Genomic DNA, 19847 nt, shown 5'->3' on the forward strand with positions numbered 1-19847 from the left:
CCACGCTGGTTGGCGTGGTTTATGTAATGGTATTATCGAAAATACCGTTCGTCATTTTCATGCAGCGCCACAACAGATACAAGTGTGGCTTGGTCCAGCAATAGGTCCGAGACAATTTGAAGTAGGACCAGAGGTAAAACAACAGTTTGAACAACATAACCCTAACGCCTCCCAAGCATTTCAGCTAATTGATAACGTACAACAAAAATATTTAGCCGATATTTATCTATTAGCCAAACAACGCTTAAATGCCCTAGGTATTACCGCCATTTTTGGTGGCGATCGCTGTACGATGAGCGAACCACAATCCTTTTTTTCTTATCGTCGTGAGCATACTACTGGGCGCATGGCAACGATGATTTGGTTAGCGTAATAAGGTTAAACAGCAAATAGGTATAGATAAAAATCATCATCTTTAAATGAGATAACTAATTGATTTTTCATGAGTAATGGATTATCAAAAGGTAACATGATGCCTTTTAAAGATAAACAAATTAAACCCCTTACATTGAATTATAACATGGTGCAATAACGGGTTAAGCTGGGCTATCATTAACATAGTATATAAACCAATTATTAATATAAGCATCTGATAAAAAATGCAGATATTCTAAACTGATTCAAATCTAACATGGTAGTAATAAAAATTCATAAAAACAGATAGAAATAGCTATATTATAGATATCTTGAAAATACAAACAGGCATAGCAATTTTATTCTCTTCATTTTCATCAAAAAACAGACTATTCATTAAGTAAATATGGGATGATAGAAAAGCCTACTATTTCTTTATCCTTGATTAAACATACCTAAAAGCTTAAAGACGCAAAGTGTCATAATCTATTAAATAAAATAGCTATAAAAACCCCATGAAGTATATCTAATTTTTTATCTTTACAGATTGATTAAGTAAACAAAATAACGTATGTTATCTAGCTAAATATGATCATCTATTTTAGTTAGTAAAAACTATATAAGCATAACAAAAAAATCTTCTATAAAAACAATAATAAAGGAATTCATATGGCTATAAATAAGCACCAAATAGCTAGCTTAAACACTGTAGTTAATAACTTTTCATCGAATCAATACACGCTGACTATTGTTGGACTTAATTCAAACTCAGTATTATCCGTTTTATCTATAACAGGTCAAGAACACCTCAATCAGCCTTGGTGTTATACAGTGACTTTTACCAGTACGGATAAACAGCTTATGATTGATTCAGTATTAAGTCAATCAGGCTCCCTCACTTTCTATCCACTGCAACCTATTAAACAAGCAATCCAAATCAGCTCCCTTGATAGGCCTGCTATTCCTCGCACTATATATGGTGTAATCACTGAATTTAGCCAATTGTCAGTAAATAAAGAAGAAGCATGTTATCAAGTTGTTTTACAGTCACGCTTAGCGCTTTTAGACAATGATCATTATAGTGCTATTTATCAAAATCAAAGCGTGGTGGAAGTAGTAAAAGAGATCCTACGCCGCCATGATTTTACCGATATTAATTATCGATTAGCACTTAAAGAGACCTACCCTGTCCGTGAATTTATTACGCAGTGGCAAGAAAGTGATCTGGCATTTATTCAACGTCTGTTGGCTGATGTAGGTATATGGTTTCGTTTTGAAATCCACGAGCAACATCACTGTGATGTGTTAGTGCTAAGTGATTATGAGCAAGGTTATGATGATGCAAGACATATTAGTTATCATCTACCTAGTGATATGATAGATAAAGGTCGTGATAGCGTATGGGATTTGCAATTCCAGAGTAAAACTGTCCAACAACAGGTACAAGTACAAGATTATAACTATCGTCAAGCAGAAATAAATATGCTGGCACAGATTAATACCCAACCAAAAGATAAGACCACCAAAGGCACCAGTTATCTTTATGGTGAACACTTCAACAGTAAAGGCAATGATAGCACGATAGAGAGTGGTAGTTGGTACGCTAAAATCCGTCATGAACAACATATCAGTCAACAAATAATCATTCGTGGTCAATGTAACGATTATCATTTAGTACCAGGACAACGTATTATTATCACTAATAGTAACATGCATGGCATTAGTCAAGGGATTATTATTCTTTCCACGCAGTCCTATGGTGATCGGAGTCAATCGTATACAACTAGTTTTACCGCAATACCATTTAATGTATTAAAACCATATCGCCCAGTGCCAATTAGCTGGCCGCAAATTGGTGGTACATTACCTGCTAAGATAACCAGCCCAGATAATGATACCTATGGTTATCTTGATACTCAAGGACGTTACCGAGTTAAATTTAATTTTGATTTAAAAACTTGGCGAAATGGTGAGGAAAGCTTATGGGTTAGACTGGCCAAACCCTATGCTGGTGATACTTATGGTTTCCACTTTCCATTAATTGATGGCACTGAAGTTGCGATTGGATTTGTGGGCGGTAATCCGGATCGACCATATATAGCTCATGCTATGCACGATAGCCATCATCCAGACCACGTATCAACTGCCAACAAAAACCGCAATGTGATTCGTACGCCAGCCAATAATAAACTACGCATGGATGATAAACGCGGTAAAGAACATATTAAACTGGCAACAGAATATGGTAAAACTCAGCTTAATATTGGTCATATAGTTAACCAGAATAAACAACAACGAGGCGAAGGTTTTGAATTAAGAACTGATGAGTGGGGTGCTATTCGAGCAGCGAAAGGACTCTATATTACCGCCCAAGGCAAATATAAAGCCGATGGTGATGTCCTTGATATCAATCAGCCAGTTAGCGAACTAGAACAAGCGCTTCATATGGTGAACAAACTCAATCAACAAGCAAAAGCGGCTAAAGCTTCACTCGCTGATCTACAAAATCAGCAAAAACTGCTAGAAGAAAAAATTAAACAGCTCACCGATTCGGCAATATTACAGTATGCACCGGCAGGTGTGGCAACGGTGACGCCAGACAGTATTCAAAACACGGCAGGGAATAACATTATTCAAACTGCACAAAATAGTATAGATATCAGCGCTTTTAAACGTTTTATGGTTAATGCTGGTAACCGCATTAGTCTTTTTGCCAATAAAATGGGTATCAACATATTTGCTGCGCAAGGGAAAATAGATATACAGGCCCAAAACGATGAGTTGCATCTCACCGGAAATAAACACGTAAAATTAACTAGTGTGGGTCATGAAGTGACAGTCTCGGCTTGTAATAAACTAACTTTAAGTTGCGGCGACTCCGCGATTATTATTGAGCCAAATAGTATTAAACTAATGTCGCTTGGCGATATACGGACTTTTTCGACAAGTTTTGGCAGTTTTGGACCAGAAACATTAAGTGTTTCCCCGCCGCAATTACCCGAAGGCGCACATTGTGAGGAGCAATTATAATGATAAGTACGCTTCTTAATAAATTAGCTGTTATATATGACCAATTACAAAGTGAACTAGATAGTGAGATTACTAAATCGCACTATCGCTATATATTACTGGATAAACTTGGTATTGTCAGTGAACTATCCTTAATTTACGAACTTGCATTACAAGATAATATTGCGCCAGAGTTATTAGCTGTTATCAAACGGCCAGAATTAGCCCATAATGAAAATAGTTGCCCATTGCTAGTGTGTATTGCCGAACCAAATGAACCATTAAACGAGGAATTGCTATTATCCAGCTTAGTGCAAATCAAAGAGGACTATTTAACCAGCAAACATTATGTATGCGGTTTTATTGCCAGCCCATTAACGCCCGAAGCATTGGCAGAGGCCTTACTTGAATCAGGGATACGGGCTGGACATGCACTTGGTAAACCATTTCTTCCTTTTTATGAACCGTTTACACTAGATATATTGCACCACAGTTATCAACAACCAGAATCCCATCTTGGACTAATCCTACCACCTAATACGTGTTATTGCTTTATTAATACCGATGTAGAAGCCTGTTTTTTTCAATCGGTATCTTATCAGGATGAACAGGATTTTACGCTACGTTTTGTTAATGAAACCTTACGTTATCATCAGCTAAATCAGCTGGCGCTTTATGGTCTGGCAGTCACTTGGCTAGAGTTATGTGAACAACAAAACAAAGATTTACCGGCGAAAGCATTAGCGACGATTATTGACTATTTTTATGATGCCTATGGAATGCAACTGACTAATGCTAAAGATAGAAGAGCATATGTTCTATTCTCATTACAATATGGTCAACTCACGGCAAATAAACGGTTATTGCAGTTGATCAATGACGTAATAGCCAATGAAGAAAAGCATGGACAATTAGGGCGATTACTAAGTCAACAAGAGGCAGATCTTAACGCCTTAAATCAAAATATTGAAAAAACGTCTAAATATTAAAAATTTATAAAAACCCCCATAGAAGCACGACTATTGACGCAAACAATAGTTGATTTGGAAAGGGGATAAGCAGGGGCAGACAGATGAAAGAGACAAAAAACCCAGCGGGACAGACAAAGGAATATGAGCCAAAACTAGTGTATAGTGCCAGTGAAAAAGAGTTAGCCTTAGCTGGAGGGCAATGTGGGGCGTGTCAGCGGCGCGGATTTGCAATATTTCTGGTAAGAAAATCGATAGTACCGTCATGTTTTATGCCGACGATTAACTGGGGTAAAGGGATGGTAACGCTGGCAGGGCGCGAGCCGGCAATGGAGTGGGAAAATTACCGTTATGCTTATCGGACTTTACGTGAAGGTTATGTTTATATACTGGCCAATCCCCAAGGCAATCAGGATGATAGCCAACTGGACCTACAGGTATATGAAGTGACCCATTCAGGGGCGTTTAGGTTACGTGACTTTCGGGATGTAAAAGGGACAAGACCCAAAGAGATACCGATAAGTTGTATCATCGCCCAACATCAGGTTAAGGCGCAGTTTATCACCATAGACAACAATCGCTACGATAACGCGTGGATAGCCTATTCATCGGTACGCTGGACAGCAGAGACAGTGGAGTATTACCGGCGGCATGTTGATGAGCGTCAACAGCGTTTTAGTAGGATAGACTTGAGGCAGGCGAGTTCAGACCGGGTAAGGGTTGACCAGCGACGGTTTGCGTTTAGGGATTTCTTAACCAAAAAGCGCCACTTACTGGAGCTAGAGTGTGATAAACACATGGTGCGTGATTACTTTGACGAGCCAAACTCGCTAACAGGTTTATTACCCACGACGGGATTGCCATTATTCAATGATATGCGGCGAGGGATGCTAGACCAACAGGGACGCAGTTTAAAAGAGTTACTGATGGTTAGTGCAGACGTTTTATCGGAATTATTTGGTCACCTATTTTACACAGCCAGTCATTTTAACTCATTAAAGGGTGAAGACCTCCATAAAGCTTTATCGCAAACGGTGAGCCGGTATCAATCAGACGAGGAATATGGAGGAGTAGAGCCGGCGGCGTTAGTGGTGGAAGACAGCCTAGGCATAGCGGAAGAGTTAGCGGTACAGCGGCGACAACAATTAGCGCCAGTGACGGAAGGATTAAGCGAACAAAGTGAAACAGAAGAAAAGGCGTTAAGTGGTTATCATCAGATAATACGTAGTAGCGGTCATGAATTTATCTATGACAAAGAGCGGCGCACCAACCGAACGACGCTGGTAGAGTCCATGCAACTCAAGAATGGTCGAGATAAACTAGCGGCGTATTACGATGATAAAGCCAGTCGGGTGAGCGATGCGCCGTTATGTTATTTCACGCCGGAGATAATTTATGCGCGGCATCACTACCGGCAGATAGAGCAATATAAAGCGGCGATACGAGGCTCAGTGCTAGAATCGGGGGCAGATGACGCTTACTTATTTCTATTTTATCGGAAAGCGAGTAGTTATGACCCGACAGCGAGCGACCTTAGGCAAAAAACAATCAATGATAGATTTGTTCAAGAAAATAATTTAATCAATTTACAGACGAATCATTACAAGCGGCTAAATGAACTGGCAGAGATAAATAAAATTCAGGTGATAGATGTTATAGGTGAAGAGACGTTAGCGGAAAAGCTGGGGTTAAGTCGGGATTCGGCAGGGCTACCGCGCCCTTATTTATATTGCCGTTATTTAAGTGAGTGCGGACTGGTCGGTTACAATGCCAATGGCATTGGATTGGGAGACTATAAAGAGGTGCTGTTAAGTGCTGAGCAACAACAGGCATTAATTAGCCAGTACCAACACGAGACGACGGGACTGAGAGTGAAAAGGGTTGACGGGGTAAAGGTGGTACATTTTTATCATCTAAAAGTGGCCAAAGAGCAGATAGCGGAGAAAAAGCTAAAAGAGGTATGGGAGAAACGAGAAAAGCGCCTCAATCGACAATCGGTAACCAATTATGAACAGTTAGAGCGACAGGGTCATCAATCATTATATAACTATGTTGAGCGGGTATCGCGGGATTACTTCCATTATTTAATTTGGTTATTTGGTGAAGACAAGCGCTACTATCAGGTGGAAAAGGGCGAGACTAAAGTAGCGTTACCGGAGCAATTAAATCGGTTACGTTTTTGGCGCAATGAAGTCTACCCGAACAGTTCAGATATGCACCTAAGCCTACTATCCTCATTTTTACTGATATTAGACAGTGGTCATATTGGGACGCTAACGCTGCCGTTACATGGTGTACTCTGGGGACTATTATTTGAAAATAAACAATCGATATATTTTTATCTGTTGGGAGATATAAAACCGGAGCTATCACCGGCGTCGAGCGCCAAACAGACCTACTGGAATAGTGAGCTTGAGGCATTGGAATTAGCTAGCAAATCAGGGATATTACCGACAGATAAAGCCCCGACGCTACCGGCGAAAGGGATAAAAGGGATTGGAAAGAGTCAAGTTTATGAAATGACTAATAAAGTGCTAAATCTGGAGGTAAATCAAAACACCCATTTACTGAGATTACTACTGGAAAGGCTGATTAGCAGTGGACTGGAAGGGATAAACAACGCAGCTAGCACATGGGTAAAAGTCAACGAATTAATGATACGCAGTCATTACATCAACGTCATCAATCTATTTAAAGATAAACATATCCACCGGGTCAGGCAATACCAGCTAACGATGTCGGTAAAAGGGCTACATCAATATTTAAAACGGTTAGAAGACTTTGGGTCACTGTTTTTTGATGGACAACTAAAGAGTGATAAAGGCACGGCGATAAATATTCTGCAAAATAACAAAGGGCGCTGGCATATACCGCAGTCGGGGAATAAGCAGACGGCGAGCGAGAAAGTAAAAGTCAGTATTCTGATGTCGTTTGACACGCCAGCCCATCAACAACGTTTTGAGCAGGCACTAAAAAGCCAAAGCCATGGCAATATGTCACAAAGCCAGTTAAGAGAGCTAAAAGCGAACGTGATTGAGGTGAATAACCTAACGTTAAATGACCATCAGATAGACTACTTAGCGACGGTAGCGAAAGGGCTAAGGCGGCAGCACTATATAGAGGTATTAGATATCACATCGAGTCTAGTGTTGGCAGGGGTGGGTCTCTATTTTCAGGTAGCAAACTTACGCAGTTTACAGCAACAGCTAGATGCATGGGATGACAATTATAATAAAAGATTAATGAAAGCCAAATTAATTAGCAGTTACAGTGTGGCCATCATTATGGGGATAGAGGGGATAATACAGTTAAGTAAATTGGGCGGGATGCTCAAATCGTCGTCCGTCTGCTTATACTTAACGAAGAATAGCAATGGGTATAACTTTTTAAGAATAACTAAAAGCATTGGATGCTGGATAGGGGTGGTCGACAGTGTGATGGGTAGTATTCTGTCGTACAAAAGCTGGCAGGCGGGGAATAGTGGGGCAGGGGTATATCTGACGACCAGCATATTAAGTCTGCTCATGTCAGCGGCAATGCTAGCAAATAGTGTACCGACGATAGGGCAAATAATTTTCCTTTTTGTCAGTGTAGGGATTTTTGTAATAAATGCGGTATTTTACAGTGATGGCAGTGACTGGGATGAGTTGGACAAATGGTTAAACCGCAGCATGCTGGGTAATTATGACCATCGTGACCGGTACCCGCCGTACTATTTACCGACGCCGGTGTGTATGCAACTTTCAAAGCAGGATTACTATTTAGCGGTGAATGGGGGGCTATGCAAGGCTGAGGCGGAATGGCGCTGGTACGACCAAATCAATACTGACTATGATATCTATTTAACTCTGAATTTGCCCGATTTTAATACGGATCTTGCCTGGTTCGAGGGTAAAGTAACGATAAAACCCGATCAAGGAGAAACGATTATTCTTACTATTGCTTATAGTAAACAGCGAATAGTAGTAACCCCAGATAAAAACAGCGTGTTATTTAAACCAGCAACAGAAAAGGTGCTTGATAAGAAGAAAGAACTTTATCGTATGGATGAAAAGAAAATAAAAAAACTGAGTGCAGATGAAAAGTTATGGACGAAGCTAATGACCATCGCCACTGGGCAACCGCTACCGCAAGCGACTCAACCACCGCAAGAAAATAATAGCTTATCAGATAATTTAATAGGCTTATTTCTTATTAAGCAGCGTTTAGGGCAGATAAGCGGAGACCATCAATTATCGGTATTTGTAAATTACTGGCCTAATGGACGGCTAGATAAAGAGGGCAAAGAGATAACACCCTATCTACTTTCCTATCGTTACCACAGAGAGAGTGTGGTTGTTTCATAATCAGGAACCAAGATGAAAAAATTACTATTAACAAGCCTATTAGGTATCGGCACTTTAGCATTAGCTGGGTGTGATAATTACCCTTATAAACAAGATATACAGGAACTTTATGACTGGAATAATCAAACGGGGGATAAAGCAATTTGTATGATGGTTGGTGAAGTTACCCAATCCATGTACCCGTATACGATTAAATATATGGACGGTGCAGATTTACCCTTTACATATGAAACGCGAGAAGCGCATTTTAATCAATTGACAAATGAAAGCCTACATTTTTTTAGCGGACTTGGTTTTTTTAGTGAGGAATTAGTTGGAGAAGAGCAAGGAAAACCACTTTATCGCTATGAGCTCACTGATTTGGGTAAGCAGTATGTAAAATGGAAATTTGGCGCGACTAATTTCTGCTTTGGGCGAATTATCGTGGACTCAATAGGCCGCAAACGAGACTCGATTAATGGGGTGGGTGGGGGCACTATACGTGAAGTGAATATCACCTATCATGTTGAAAATATACCTGACTGGGTAAAAAATTCGGAGGCGTATGAACGTTTTCGTTATCCTAAGGAGATAACAACGGGTGAACCGTTACCGGGTACGCACACTTATAGAGTTCTTGGCAATAATAAACTAGATACTATTTCTGGGGTAAGTGGTAATTATCAATGGTAATTAAACAAGATAAGGTAATGGTAAATAAGAACATCTAAGCAAAAAGAAGGCAAAGAGATAACACCCTATCTACTTTCCTATCGTTACCACAGAGAGAGTGTGGTTGTTTCATAATCAGGAACCAAAATGAAAAAATTACTATTAACAAGCCTATTAGGAATCGGCACTTTAGCATTAGCTGGGTGTGATAATTACCCTTATAAAGAGAAAATACAGGGGATTTATGACTGGGATAATCAAACGGGGGATAAAGCAATTTGTATGGTGATTACTGATATTACGCAATCCATGTACCCATATACGATTAAATATATAGACGGTGCAGATTTACCCTTTACGTATGAAACGCGAAGAGCGCACTTTAATCATCGAACTAATAAGAGCTTACATTTTTTTAGCGGACTTGGTTTTTTTAGTGAGGAATTAGTTGGAGAAGAGCAAGGAAAACCACTTTATCGCTATGAGCTCACTGATTTGGGTAAGCAGTATGTAAAATGGGCCTTTGGCGCGACTAATTTCTGCTTTGGGCGAATTGTCGTGGACTCAATAGACCGCAAACGAGATTGGATTAATAGGCTAGGGGGAATTAAAGTTCGGGACGTTTATATCACCTATCATGTTGAAAATATACCTGACTGGGTAAAAAATTCGGAGGCGTATGAACGTTTTCGTTATCCTAAGGAGATAACAACGGGCGGACCATTACATGGCATACATTATTTTGATGTATTAAGGGGGGGTAAATTGCGTTCAAGATGGGGAGTTAACGGCACCTATCAAAAGTAATTAAACCAAACGTGTACCAATGCCTGTCTAAAAAATATAAAAACCTCCATAGAAGCACGACTATTAATAGTTGATTTGGAAAGGGGATAAGCGCAGGGGCAAACAGATGAAAGAGACAAAAAACTCAGCGGGACAGGCAATGGGATATAAGCCAAAATTAGTGTATAGTGCCAGTGAAAAAAGTTAGCCTTATGAGGAGTCAATGCTCGTTATAAATGGTAATTAAAGAAGATAAGGTTACGGTAAATAATAAATATTTAAGAAAATATAGGTAAATAGACTAACCAAGAATATAAGCGTTTATAATTAAAACCAATAAGTATAAGTAGCAAAAGCTTGTTGTACTTATTGGTTCTCATAGATCTTTCAACTTTAATAAACTCGGTTTTTATTTTTTTAAATATCGTTTCCACCATCACATTAGTATATGGAAATCCTTTTTATTTAAGTGGGCATTTAATATTACATGTCTTGTCATTTCAATGAGTGGCCATCTCTAAATCTTGAAAGTTTGAACCATCTATTCAAACTATTCTAAAAATAACGCTAACAACTCATTAAGAAATAATTTGCCACGCTCGGTTAATATCCAGCTATCGTTATCTTCGCTAAGATAACCTTGCTCCATCGCTTGTTGTATCTGATTTTCAATGCTGGTAAAAGGTAAAAAAGTTCGTGCTGTGAATTCGGTTTTTGGTGTGGGTTCAAATAGCCTAAAACGATTCATAAAAAATTCAAACGGACGATCAGCTAGAGGTACATTATATCGTTTCTCCTGATAACGACCAGACATATAACCTTGTGGATGACGGGTTTTTACGGTACGGATAATCTCACCATTTGCTTGGGTTAATTTACCATGGGCGCCGCAACCGATACCTAAATAATCACCAAATCGCCAATAATTTAGATTATGTTGACATTGATAACCCACTTTAGCATACGCAGATGTCTCATATTGTTGGTAACCAGCATTAACTAGTAACTGATGGCCTTGTTGATAAATCTCCCATAGTAGATCATCATCAGGTAATATAGGTGGTTTAGAACCAAATAACGTATTAGGTTCGATAGTTAACTGATACCATGATAAATGAGGAGGGGCAAGGTCAATGGCTTGTTGTAGATCAAATAAGGCTTCTGTCAGGGATTGATTCGGTAATCCATGCATTAAATCAAGATTAAAGCTACGTAAGTGAAGGGAGTTAGCTAATTGCCCTGCCTGTTTGGCTTCTTGCGTATTATGCACACGACCTAAACTATGTAGTTTTTGATCAGAAAAACTTTGAATACCAATTGAAAATCGATTAACCCCCGCTTGCTGGTATCCAGCAAACCGTAACGCATCAACAGTGTTAGGATTGGCTTCCATCGTAATTTCTGCATCGGCAGCGACCGATATGCGTTGACGAATGCCCTTGATTAGTTTATCGATAAAATTCGGTTCGAGAATACTGGGTGTACCTCCGCCAATGAAAATAGTGGAGATTTGTCGATCGCCAGCTAACGCTATATCCTGTTGTAAATCTTTTAATAAATGATCAATATAAGCGTCATAATCTGGCCTACTTTTTAGCTTATGTGAATTAAAATCACAATAAGGACATTTTTGTACACACCAAGGAATATGCACATATAAACTTAACGGTAGCAAGTGATTATGCATGACGTAACGCTTCTAACAACATGGTTAAGGCCTGACCTCGGTGTGATAGAGCGCTTTTTTGCTCCCGTGTTAATTCGGCAGCACTGCAACCTAGCTCAGGAATATAAAATAAGGGATCATAACCAAATCCACCCGCTCCTCGCGGCGCTGTTAAAATATAACCAGACCATTTACCTTGACAAATAATGGGCGTCGGATCATCTGCATGGCGTAAATAGACTAAAGCACAATAAAAATAAGCGGTACGCTGCTGTACAGGCACCTGACTTAATGCTTGTAATAACTTAGCATTATTTTGACTATCATCCGCAGTTAAGCCAGCATAACGCGCTGAATAGATACCCGGCGCACCGTGTAATGCATCAACACATAAACCTGAGTCATCGGCAATGGCGGGTAAGCCAGTTATTCTCGCTGTATTACGCGCTTTTAAAATGGCATTTTCAACAAAGGTTAGACCTGTTTCATCAATATCAGCAACATTAAAATCCCGCTGCGAGATGACATCAAAACCAGCGTCAAACAGTAAGTGATTAAGTTCTTTAACCTTACCTTGATTATTGGTGGCGAGGACAATTTTTTGCATATTATTCTCCTATTTAGGCGTTCTAAAGCCTAACGTGATGATTAAAAGTCGGGTTCGCAAGTAAATGTCATTAATTTACCGTGAAAAGGGTGGGTAATTGTCAACGATTGTGCATGCAATTGTAAACGGTTAGCCATCGCTTTGGCTTCAGAATGCGCATAAAATTTATCCCCTAATATAGGATGACCAAGTGATTGCATATGAACACGCAACTGGTGCGAACGACCGGTAAATGGGATCAATTTTACGCGTGTGGTATTATCTGGATAGCGCGCGATCACTTCATAGTCAGTTGAGGCGGATTTACCCGTTTCAAAACAGACTTTCTGCTTAGGACGATTTGGCCAATCACAAATTAAGGGTAATTCAATACGTCCTTGATCGTGTTGTATATGACCAAATACCTGAGCGACATAATATTTTTTGGGTTCTCGTTCCCGAAACTGCCTTTTTAGTTCACGTTCTGCTGATTTGGTTAAGGCGACTACCATCACCCCGCTGGTTGCCATATCCAAACGATGTACGGATTCAACAAATGTAAAGTCACGTTGAAGACGGTAGATAATACTATCCGCATGTTCAGGTGCTTTACCTGGCACAGAGAGTAAACCACTTTGCTTATTAACAACAATAATGTGTTCATCTTGATAAAGCGGAATAAGCCAAGGTGTTGTCGAAGGGTGATATTCAAGTAACATAGATTAATATTTCAATGTAATAGCAGAAAAATTGGCGCTATTCTATCAGAAATTAGCATGACGCCAATGTTTATTTTTCATAAGTTAAAACACGATAATTCAAATAATTTTTGGCGCAAATAACAATAAAATGAGTCGATAATTGGTCACACCGTTATCCACCACTAATACTAAGCAATGGATAACCTGATATGTATTATCAATGAAATTTAACTTTATTTAAGTTTTGATCCAAAGGCTGTTTAAAAAACTGTACTAGTAAAATCAGCAAGGCCACGATAACGTAACAGATGAAAATTAACATTGTCCATTGCGACATCTCTAAGGATAAAAAAGCCCAAACTTTTTCAGAACATTGACCAAAACTAGCAAATATGGCTGGAAACCAACGATCAAGCGGTAACCAAGAAGGAAATTCTGGTGTTAATGAGCAAGAGTGAAATAAAGAAGGTTGAAATTGTAATGTCACTTGCTCATAGGCATAACAAAACCCTTTTATTGCGCAATAAAGCCAAAGCGCTAACGCGAATAGACGATAAAGTAATGATTTAGGATTGATTAAGGCAATTAAGGCTGCCAACATAATCCCTAGAAACACACATCGTTGATAAATGCATAATGTACAGGGTAATAATCCTACAACATGTTGAAAAAACAGAGCGACAAGTTCAAAACTTAAAGCGGATAATAATAATAGAAACCATGCCAGACGATTTTGTGAATAATAATTTAATAATCGAAGCATAAACGCACTTTCCTTGAATAGAATGAACAGTTTTCCTGTGCAAATAGTGTAAGTTATTTTCTAATAATGTAAACTATTAATCCTTTTAATTAATTATGATGATCAATGAAAGCAAATTCTCCACAGGTTAAGTTTATAACTATCACGGCTGAAAATGAACAGCAACGAATTGATAACTTTTTGCGTACCGAACTTAAAGGTGTACCAAAAAGTCTTATTTACCGTATTTTACGCAAGGGTGAAATCCGCGTAAATAAAAAACGGGTCAAACCAGAATATAAATTAGTGGTCGGGGATGAAGTGCGTATCCCACCAGTACGCGTTGCTGAAAGAAATGATCATCCAGTCTCAGCTAAATTAGATAAAGTCGCGGGCCTTGAACAGGTTATCTTATATGAAGATGATGATATTTTAGTCATTAATAAACCGTCAGGTATTGCTGTGCATGGTGGTAGTGGTTTAACCTTTGGTGTGATTGAGGGGTTACGTGCCTTACGGCCTCAAGCTCGGTTTTTAGAGTTAGTGCATCGTATTGACCGAGAAACCTCAGGCGTATTAGTGGTAGCGAAAAAACGTTCTGCATTACGTGCCCTACATGAACAATTACGATTAAAACAGATGCAGAAAGATTATCTGGCTTTAGTCAAAGGAAATTGGTCATCGGCTTGTAAAGTGATTCAAGCCCCATTATTAAAAAATACGCTACAAAGTGGTGAGCGAGTGGTTCGAGTACATCGAGAGGGTAAGCCTTCAGAAACCCGTTTTAAGGTAGAAGAGCGCTTTCAGTTCGCGACTTTACTCCGTGCTAGCCCTATAACAGGTCGTACCCATCAGATTCGCGTACATACCCAGCATGCGGATCATCCGATTGCTTATGATGATCGTTATGGTGATCGTAATTTTGATCGGTTACTGGCTGATACGGGGCTTAATCGGCTATTTTTACATGCGTTACAGCTACAATTTATTCATCCTAGAACGGAAGAAAAGATGACCATTGTTGCACCGTTAGATAATACGCTACAACAGTGCTTAACCTTGTTACGTCAACAAAAGCAATAAGATAGGGTAATTATCATCTCCAATGCAAGTAACGAGAAGTCAACCTGCATCGTGGGGTAAATATTGCTACATTTCAATGATAACCAAGTAAGGATAGTAAATGAAAGAGATAAATTTTTATTTGATTCGACATGGTGAAACGGAATGGAATAAACAAAATTTAATGCAGGGGGCGAAAGATTCCCCTTTAACCGAACAAGGCATAAATGGTGCTAAAATAACTGGAAATTATTTGTCCATGGTTCCTTTTGTTGCGGCTTACTCAAGTACCCAAAAACGGGCAATGGATACGCGCGATCTGATTGTCGCAGCCAATCATGCCACAACTACATCCATACCCTGTGCTACTCATTGTGGACTTTGTGAAATGAATTTTGGTATTTGGGAGGGGCAAGAGGTATCATATTTAAAATCATTGCCTGAATTCCAACCTTATTTAACCGATTTAGCGCGGTTTGATTCACAAGTTAATCAAGGTGAACACTATTTGGATGTTTACGCCCGTATGCGACAAGCCTTATTTGATATTATTGCTACACATGATAGCGGTAATATCTTAATTGTTTCACATGGTACGGCATTACGTTTGCTTATCCATGTGATTAGTGGTGGTGATTGGACACAGCATCGGGATGAAATATTGCGTCCTAAATTGCTTAATACTAGTATTAGTCTATTAAATTATCGGCAATCTTATCCAAATCAAATTGGGCAATTTACGTTGCAACAATATAACCAAGTTATCCATTTAACGTGACGATAAATCACCATAGCGTGGTTAAGTGGATAAAAGGATCATCATGGTTAAACTGCTGGTTGCCTAAATACTATTCTACTGATGATGGTATATTAATCGAAACCACTAATGATGGCACTTATATCAATGGTAAATTCATCAGTTTTGAACGTTTATTAAAGAGATATAAATCACGAAACTGATGAATCAGTTCAAATAAATTAATAAATATGATTTTGATTTTTCAGTAATTATTTTTTATTAGTTATAACGTTATATAATATGGGCAGTAGCAGGACATAACTTCGAATAATTCCGCTTATCTAACAAGATAAGTTTTTGATTCCAATTCGCCAGATACAAAAAACAGCATAAAATCAAATAGATATATTCTATATCTTGTCCTTTTATCTACCCAAATAAAAAATAGGTGATTTATCTATAATAAATAGCATTCACTCTTAAGAGGGATGCTCATATTTATGATAAAGCAGAGAATAAGGAAAAATCTATGTTTTTAATAGGAGTAAAAATTCATTATAGAGTAATTATTTTCATGATAAAGAGACGAAAATAGGAACGATAAAATACAAATCAATATATAAAAATAACCGCAATCAATAGTGAATTACTGTACTTTATCTATAACGATCTTTGTTCATAGATAAAATCTATATCAGATTAAACGAATAAAAAATGACTATTTCGATAGAAAGATGACTAATAGTATGTGTTTGGTGTCAACCAATCCACATGCTGCTTAATGAAGGGATATATAAAAGGAATAACAATGAAAATAGTTAAATTATTTTTTATCCATTATTTGCTACTTTTGAACTTTTTTAATTCATCGGTTAACGCTAATCAACCATCGCTAAACAATAAATGGATACCTAACTATATATTCAATGTAAAAAATATTGATAGTGATAACCATGATGAGCCGCCTTTAGCCGAAATGATAGCGAATTTTTTTATCCAAATAGATGAAAATCAATTTTACTTTAATCAGGAATCTTATTTAATTCAAACTTTCTCTACTGATATAGAGACATTTTTTAAACAAAATAATTTAGTACAATTTAATTTTTCAGCAAAAAAAATGATATCAGAATTGACCTATTATTATGGTATTGAATTCATGGATAAAATTACCTATATTCAATTTGAAAAAAGTGTAAATACATCAATATTAAGTTCATTCTTAACTCTAAATAATCAAGCTATCTTAATCGATAATAAATTATTTTTATTAAAAAATGGTTATTTATTTTCCTATTTAAAACCTTACTTTGAGACCGAATTTATTCAACAAGCACAAAAATTAAAAGATATTAATTTATTGCTTGATACGCAAGTAGATTTTGATTTCCCTTCTTTCACCGATATCTCTGCTCATTTTAAAACGTTTCTAAAATTACCGCTCAATATTCAAGAAATCAAAGCTGCCAAATTATCCCTCTCTTTACCCAATATAAATTCAATATTAATTAGTAACTATTCAGAAAGTGGCGATGTTAGCCTCTATTTATATCTGTTTTCTGAAAATTATAGCATGTTAGACAAACTATTTATTTATCATGACCAATCCTCAACGATAGGATCGCCAGAATATAATGGTTATCTTGTCGGTTATGATTTTTACATTGACCAAAATAACTTAATTAATATAAAACATCGTTTTGAAAATGGGGCCATGGAAATCAAACATTATCAAATCACCACCGATGGACATTTTAGGCAACAACCTATTACCTCTTCCTGTTATCCTCAAAATAACGTCAATCAAAATGAAAAGCTACGCTTAACGCCCTCTCAAGCAAATAATTATTTACGACCTTATTATGGTACTCATTTACCCGAATTGGCTAATGCGCGTATTGTTTTGAGCTTAAATAGCAAAGATAAGCAACTTTGTATCAATTATTATCAACCTTACACCGCCTCATTTGTTAAACAGAACTCAAGGACATTTTTTGGCAATGAAGTGCTTTATCAGCAACAAGTCGCTAATTTTAAACGGCATGGCATTGATATAAGTGAAGAATTAACCTATGTCAAATTTGAACATATCCAAAATTCACCATTAGCGGCATTTTTATTCAACGGTGATAAAGCCATCTATATGCAAGAGACGTTTTTTCTTGTTGGGCCTAGCCATTTCATCGCTTTTAGACAACCCACTCAGGAAGAACTGCTTTATACCAAAAAAGATAAGGAAGCTAATGGAAACCCTAAATAATATACAACAACACGAAATGTGCTATTCATATTAGCTAAAATGAGTAGTACATAGTGCCGTCATGATAACTTGGGTATATAGCTATTGGATTTGATAAGTTTAGCGTAAGCCAAAATATACGCCATCATGGATAGATAAAGGTGATAAATATTGTCTGTTTTAGTGGCAAGGCAAGACCAATGATGACTATAGTCCCAGTGATTAACGATGAAAACACCAAAGCAAGTTGCCATTGTTGGTTTTAATAGGAGCAAAAAACAATTTATCAACCCTAAATTAGCTTCTATATCCTCACCAAGGCGTGAGATAGACAAAATTACAACAGAACTATCAGTAAAACCCATTAACGTCGGGTAGCTGGAAAAAACAGTGTTTTACTTAAGGCGTGATTATTTAAAACAAAAAATGGGGATTTAATAAAATAGATATTAACATTCAAATAATGAACCTCATCACATCAAGTGATGAGGTAAATATAAAACTACATATTTTTCGGATTTTCACCATATTGATTACGACCAGGTGTTGAATCTAGGAGGGGAAATATAATTGAGATAATAAAACCCACATACGGGACGAAGGAAATCAAACTCCACCAACCAGACTTATTGATATCATGTAAACGACGAACTAAAACGGCCAAAGTAGGAATAAACAAAGCAAGGTAAGCACAAATGACAATAAAAATTACTACATGTTGTGTTGCTATTGAATCCATCTCCTTCATTGTGCAAATAACTAACGAAGCAATTACTAAAATGGACATAAAAAGAAGATAAAACAAAGTATACATCCAATACTCTTTTCTACGTGCACGCCCGCTAAAATTTGCATAATTTTTTGTAATACACTCAATAAACCAATTCATCCTATTATCCTTTAGTTAAATTATTAATATAGATTTTTTAAGGCGGCTATTTTAACAAAAAAAATTTAAAATAAAACTATTTTATAGTGATTATTTATAACGATTAATTAATGAACAAATAACGCTGATTATCATTTAATAAAAAGTTTAATTAATACAATAATTTATGGTTTATAAACTAGATTTAATGCGCAAACACGATCTTACTATCAAAGCCATTTGTGATCTTGTCAGTGACATTGGTATCCATACTCAATGATGACGTAACGACAGCTATAGCAACTGAAACAATCACGATGAAGGATTGGTGACGTTCGGTTGAGGATAAATGAATTAAGGGTAAAAATGTTAGTTGTGCCTATATTAGGTACAGGGTTAGAAATGATGAATGACGGGTTTTAACATGTACCAAATACCCATATTAGCCTTGCTGGATTTTACCATAGCGAAAAGCGACTTAAACCTATTGCTTAATATTGTTTTAACTACTCCTTTCTCATCGTTACAAGGGGGATGGTACTAGCCTAATTTAACTATAACGCAATAAGTGAAAACCTTTTGCCATGTTATATAGACATATTGTCATTAGAAAAAACATACTAGTTATTAGCTATATATACAGTTAATTTTTTATCTAGAGCAGATTTGGCTCCTAACATAGTCCATCCAATGACGTCTATTTGACAATAAACAATAATAAACGTATACCAATAATTTAACTTGGAGCAGATACTTTTTGATCAGGTTATTTTGATAGCAATAAGCATGCGGATAGATCGGCTAAACTTTTATAATTTCTTAAGGATGCGATACCATCTTCAACATGCGCCGCCCACGCTTTCATCGTCTCTTTTCTATCTAAATTGGGATAAATATATTTAAGTAACAATTCCGTTATCCCTTGTAACTCACCTAACCAGATTGATTTTTCTAGAATTAATGTTCCATCTAAATGTTGGGGAGTGGTTTGATAACGAAATCCAGATTCAATAGAACGATAAAAAGCCACTCTTGCTGCAATATTAGGCGTAATACCAGTAGCATTTTTTAATCGTTTTAATTGATCTTCTGTACGTCGTGATAATTGCATTCTATTTGGTAACATTGGT

At 37.4% G+C, this 19847-nt stretch carries 15 protein-coding genes; 9 read left to right on the forward strand and 6 right to left on the reverse strand.

Features of this window, described 5'->3' with window-relative positions:
- From O970_RS01395 to O970_RS01420, 6 genes are all read left to right on the forward strand, one after another.
- Positions 1-373: laccase domain-containing protein (locus O970_RS01395; RefSeq protein ID WP_024495399.1), on the forward strand; the 373-nt coding region annotated here is incomplete at its 5' end.
- Between the two features lie 650 nt (positions 374-1023).
- Positions 1024-3384: a type VI secretion system Vgr family protein gene (locus O970_RS01400; RefSeq protein WP_051318571.1), complete on the forward strand. Its 2361-nt coding sequence runs from the start codon at positions 1024-1026 to the stop codon at positions 3382-3384.
- Positions 3384-4352, forward strand: coding sequence for a hypothetical protein (locus O970_RS01405; RefSeq protein ID WP_024495401.1), 969 nt, complete (start codon positions 3384-3386; stop codon positions 4350-4352). The genes O970_RS01400 and O970_RS01405 overlap by 1 nt, the downstream gene beginning before the upstream one ends.
- Before the next feature lie 83 nt (positions 4353-4435).
- Positions 4436-8677 carry a toxin VasX gene (locus O970_RS01410; protein WP_024495402.1) on the forward strand — a complete coding sequence of 1414 codons (4242 nt, stop codon included), beginning with the start codon at positions 4436-4438 and terminating at the stop codon, positions 8675-8677.
- Between the two features lie 12 nt (positions 8678-8689).
- Positions 8690-9349: a hypothetical protein gene (locus O970_RS01415; protein WP_024495403.1), complete on the forward strand. Its 660-nt coding sequence runs from the start codon at positions 8690-8692 to the stop codon at positions 9347-9349.
- A 126-nt stretch (positions 9350-9475) separates the two neighbouring features.
- Positions 9476-10135 (forward strand): hypothetical protein, encoded by a 660-nt coding sequence (locus O970_RS01420; protein WP_024495404.1) that lies wholly within the window; start codon positions 9476-9478, stop codon positions 10133-10135.
- A 529-nt stretch (positions 10136-10664) separates the two neighbouring features.
- Here the strand turns inward: O970_RS01420 and hemW are convergent.
- The 4 genes from hemW to dsbB all read right to left on the reverse strand — a co-directional run bounded on the left by hemW (position 10665) and on the right by dsbB (position 13830).
- The gene (hemW, locus tag O970_RS01425; protein ID WP_024495405.1) at positions 10665-11801 is read right to left on the reverse strand and encodes a radical SAM family heme chaperone HemW; all 1137 of its coding nucleotides are present in this window, start codon (positions 11799-11801) and stop codon (positions 10665-10667) included.
- Positions 11794-12387: an XTP/dITP diphosphatase gene (locus O970_RS01430; protein WP_024495406.1), complete on the reverse strand. Its 594-nt coding sequence runs from the start codon at positions 12385-12387 to the stop codon at positions 11794-11796. The genes hemW and O970_RS01430 overlap by 8 nt, the downstream gene beginning before the upstream one ends.
- 41 nt (positions 12388-12428) lie before the next feature.
- A complete protein-coding gene (gene rluA, locus O970_RS01435) occupies positions 12429-13085 on the reverse strand; it encodes a bifunctional tRNA pseudouridine(32) synthase/23S rRNA pseudouridine(746) synthase RluA (RefSeq protein ID WP_024495407.1) in 657 nt (218 codons plus the stop codon).
- Between the two features lie 199 nt (positions 13086-13284).
- The gene (gene dsbB / locus O970_RS01440; RefSeq protein WP_024495408.1) at positions 13285-13830 is read right to left on the reverse strand and encodes a disulfide bond formation protein DsbB; all 546 of its coding nucleotides are present in this window, start codon (positions 13828-13830) and stop codon (positions 13285-13287) included.
- Positions 13831-13935: 105 nt separating this feature from the next.
- On the opposite strand from dsbB, the gene rluC reads away from it, so the two are divergent.
- The 3 genes from rluC to O970_RS01455 all read left to right on the forward strand — a co-directional run bounded on the left by rluC (position 13936) and on the right by O970_RS01455 (position 17870).
- Complete coding sequence (gene rluC, locus O970_RS01445) at positions 13936-14892, forward strand: 23S rRNA pseudouridine(955/2504/2580) synthase RluC (protein WP_024495409.1); 957 nt, start codon at positions 13936-13938, stop codon at positions 14890-14892.
- A 100-nt stretch (positions 14893-14992) separates the two neighbouring features.
- Entirely contained in the window at positions 14993-15649 is a 657-nt protein-coding gene (locus tag O970_RS01450) for a histidine phosphatase family protein (RefSeq protein ID WP_024495410.1), read from the forward strand.
- Positions 15650-16418: 769 nt separating this feature from the next.
- Complete coding sequence (locus tag O970_RS01455; RefSeq protein ID WP_024495411.1) at positions 16419-17870, forward strand: hypothetical protein; 1452 nt, start codon at positions 16419-16421, stop codon at positions 17868-17870.
- Between the two features lie 481 nt (positions 17871-18351).
- Here O970_RS01455 and O970_RS01460 read toward each other — a convergent pair whose 3' ends face one another.
- A complete protein-coding gene (locus O970_RS01460) occupies positions 18352-18738 on the reverse strand; it encodes a DUF805 domain-containing protein (RefSeq protein WP_024495412.1) in 387 nt (128 codons plus the stop codon).
- Between the two features lie 745 nt (positions 18739-19483).
- The gene (gene dndE / locus O970_RS01465) at positions 19484-19843 is read right to left on the reverse strand and encodes a DNA sulfur modification protein DndE (protein WP_024495413.1); all 360 of its coding nucleotides are present in this window, start codon (positions 19841-19843) and stop codon (positions 19484-19486) included.
- Positions 19844-19847 lie beyond the last annotated feature (4 nt).

It is taken from the genome of Candidatus Schmidhempelia bombi str. Bimp (genome assembly GCF_000471645.3).
GTDB lineage: Bacteria > Pseudomonadota > Gammaproteobacteria > Enterobacterales > Orbaceae > Utexia > Utexia bombi.

Excerpts from the sequence above, each read along its gene's own strand:
- rluA (WP_024495407.1), bottom strand. The coding sequence starts at position 13,085 with ATGTTACTTGAATATCACCCTTCGACAACACCTTGGCTTATTCCGCTT.
- O970_RS01460 (WP_024495412.1), bottom strand. The coding sequence starts at position 18,738 with ATGAATTGGTTTATTGAGTGTATTACAAAAAATTATGCAAATTTTAGC.
- O970_RS01405 (WP_024495401.1), top strand. The coding sequence starts at position 3,384 with ATGATAAGTACGCTTCTTAATAAATTAGCTGTTATATATGACCAATTA.
- O970_RS01400 (WP_051318571.1), top strand. The coding sequence starts at position 1,024 with ATGGCTATAAATAAGCACCAAATAGCTAGCTTAAACACTGTAGTTAAT.
- O970_RS01420 (WP_024495404.1), top strand. The coding sequence starts at position 9,476 with ATGAAAAAATTACTATTAACAAGCCTATTAGGAATCGGCACTTTAGCA.
- dsbB (WP_024495408.1), bottom strand. The coding sequence starts at position 13,830 with ATGCTTCGATTATTAAATTATTATTCACAAAATCGTCTGGCATGGTTT.
- hemW (WP_024495405.1), bottom strand. The coding sequence starts at position 11,801 with ATGCATAATCACTTGCTACCGTTAAGTTTATATGTGCATATTCCTTGG.
- O970_RS01450 (WP_024495410.1), top strand. The coding sequence starts at position 14,993 with ATGAAAGAGATAAATTTTTATTTGATTCGACATGGTGAAACGGAATGG.
- rluC (WP_024495409.1), top strand. The coding sequence starts at position 13,936 with ATGAAAGCAAATTCTCCACAGGTTAAGTTTATAACTATCACGGCTGAA.
- O970_RS01415 (WP_024495403.1), top strand. The coding sequence starts at position 8,690 with ATGAAAAAATTACTATTAACAAGCCTATTAGGTATCGGCACTTTAGCA.
- O970_RS01410 (WP_024495402.1), top strand. The coding sequence starts at position 4,436 with ATGAAAGAGACAAAAAACCCAGCGGGACAGACAAAGGAATATGAGCCA.
- O970_RS01430 (WP_024495406.1), bottom strand. The coding sequence starts at position 12,387 with ATGCAAAAAATTGTCCTCGCCACCAATAATCAAGGTAAGGTTAAAGAA.
- dndE (WP_024495413.1), bottom strand. The coding sequence starts at position 19,843 with ATGTTACCAAATAGAATGCAATTATCACGACGTACAGAAGATCAATTA.
- O970_RS01455 (WP_024495411.1), top strand. The coding sequence starts at position 16,419 with ATGAAAATAGTTAAATTATTTTTTATCCATTATTTGCTACTTTTGAAC.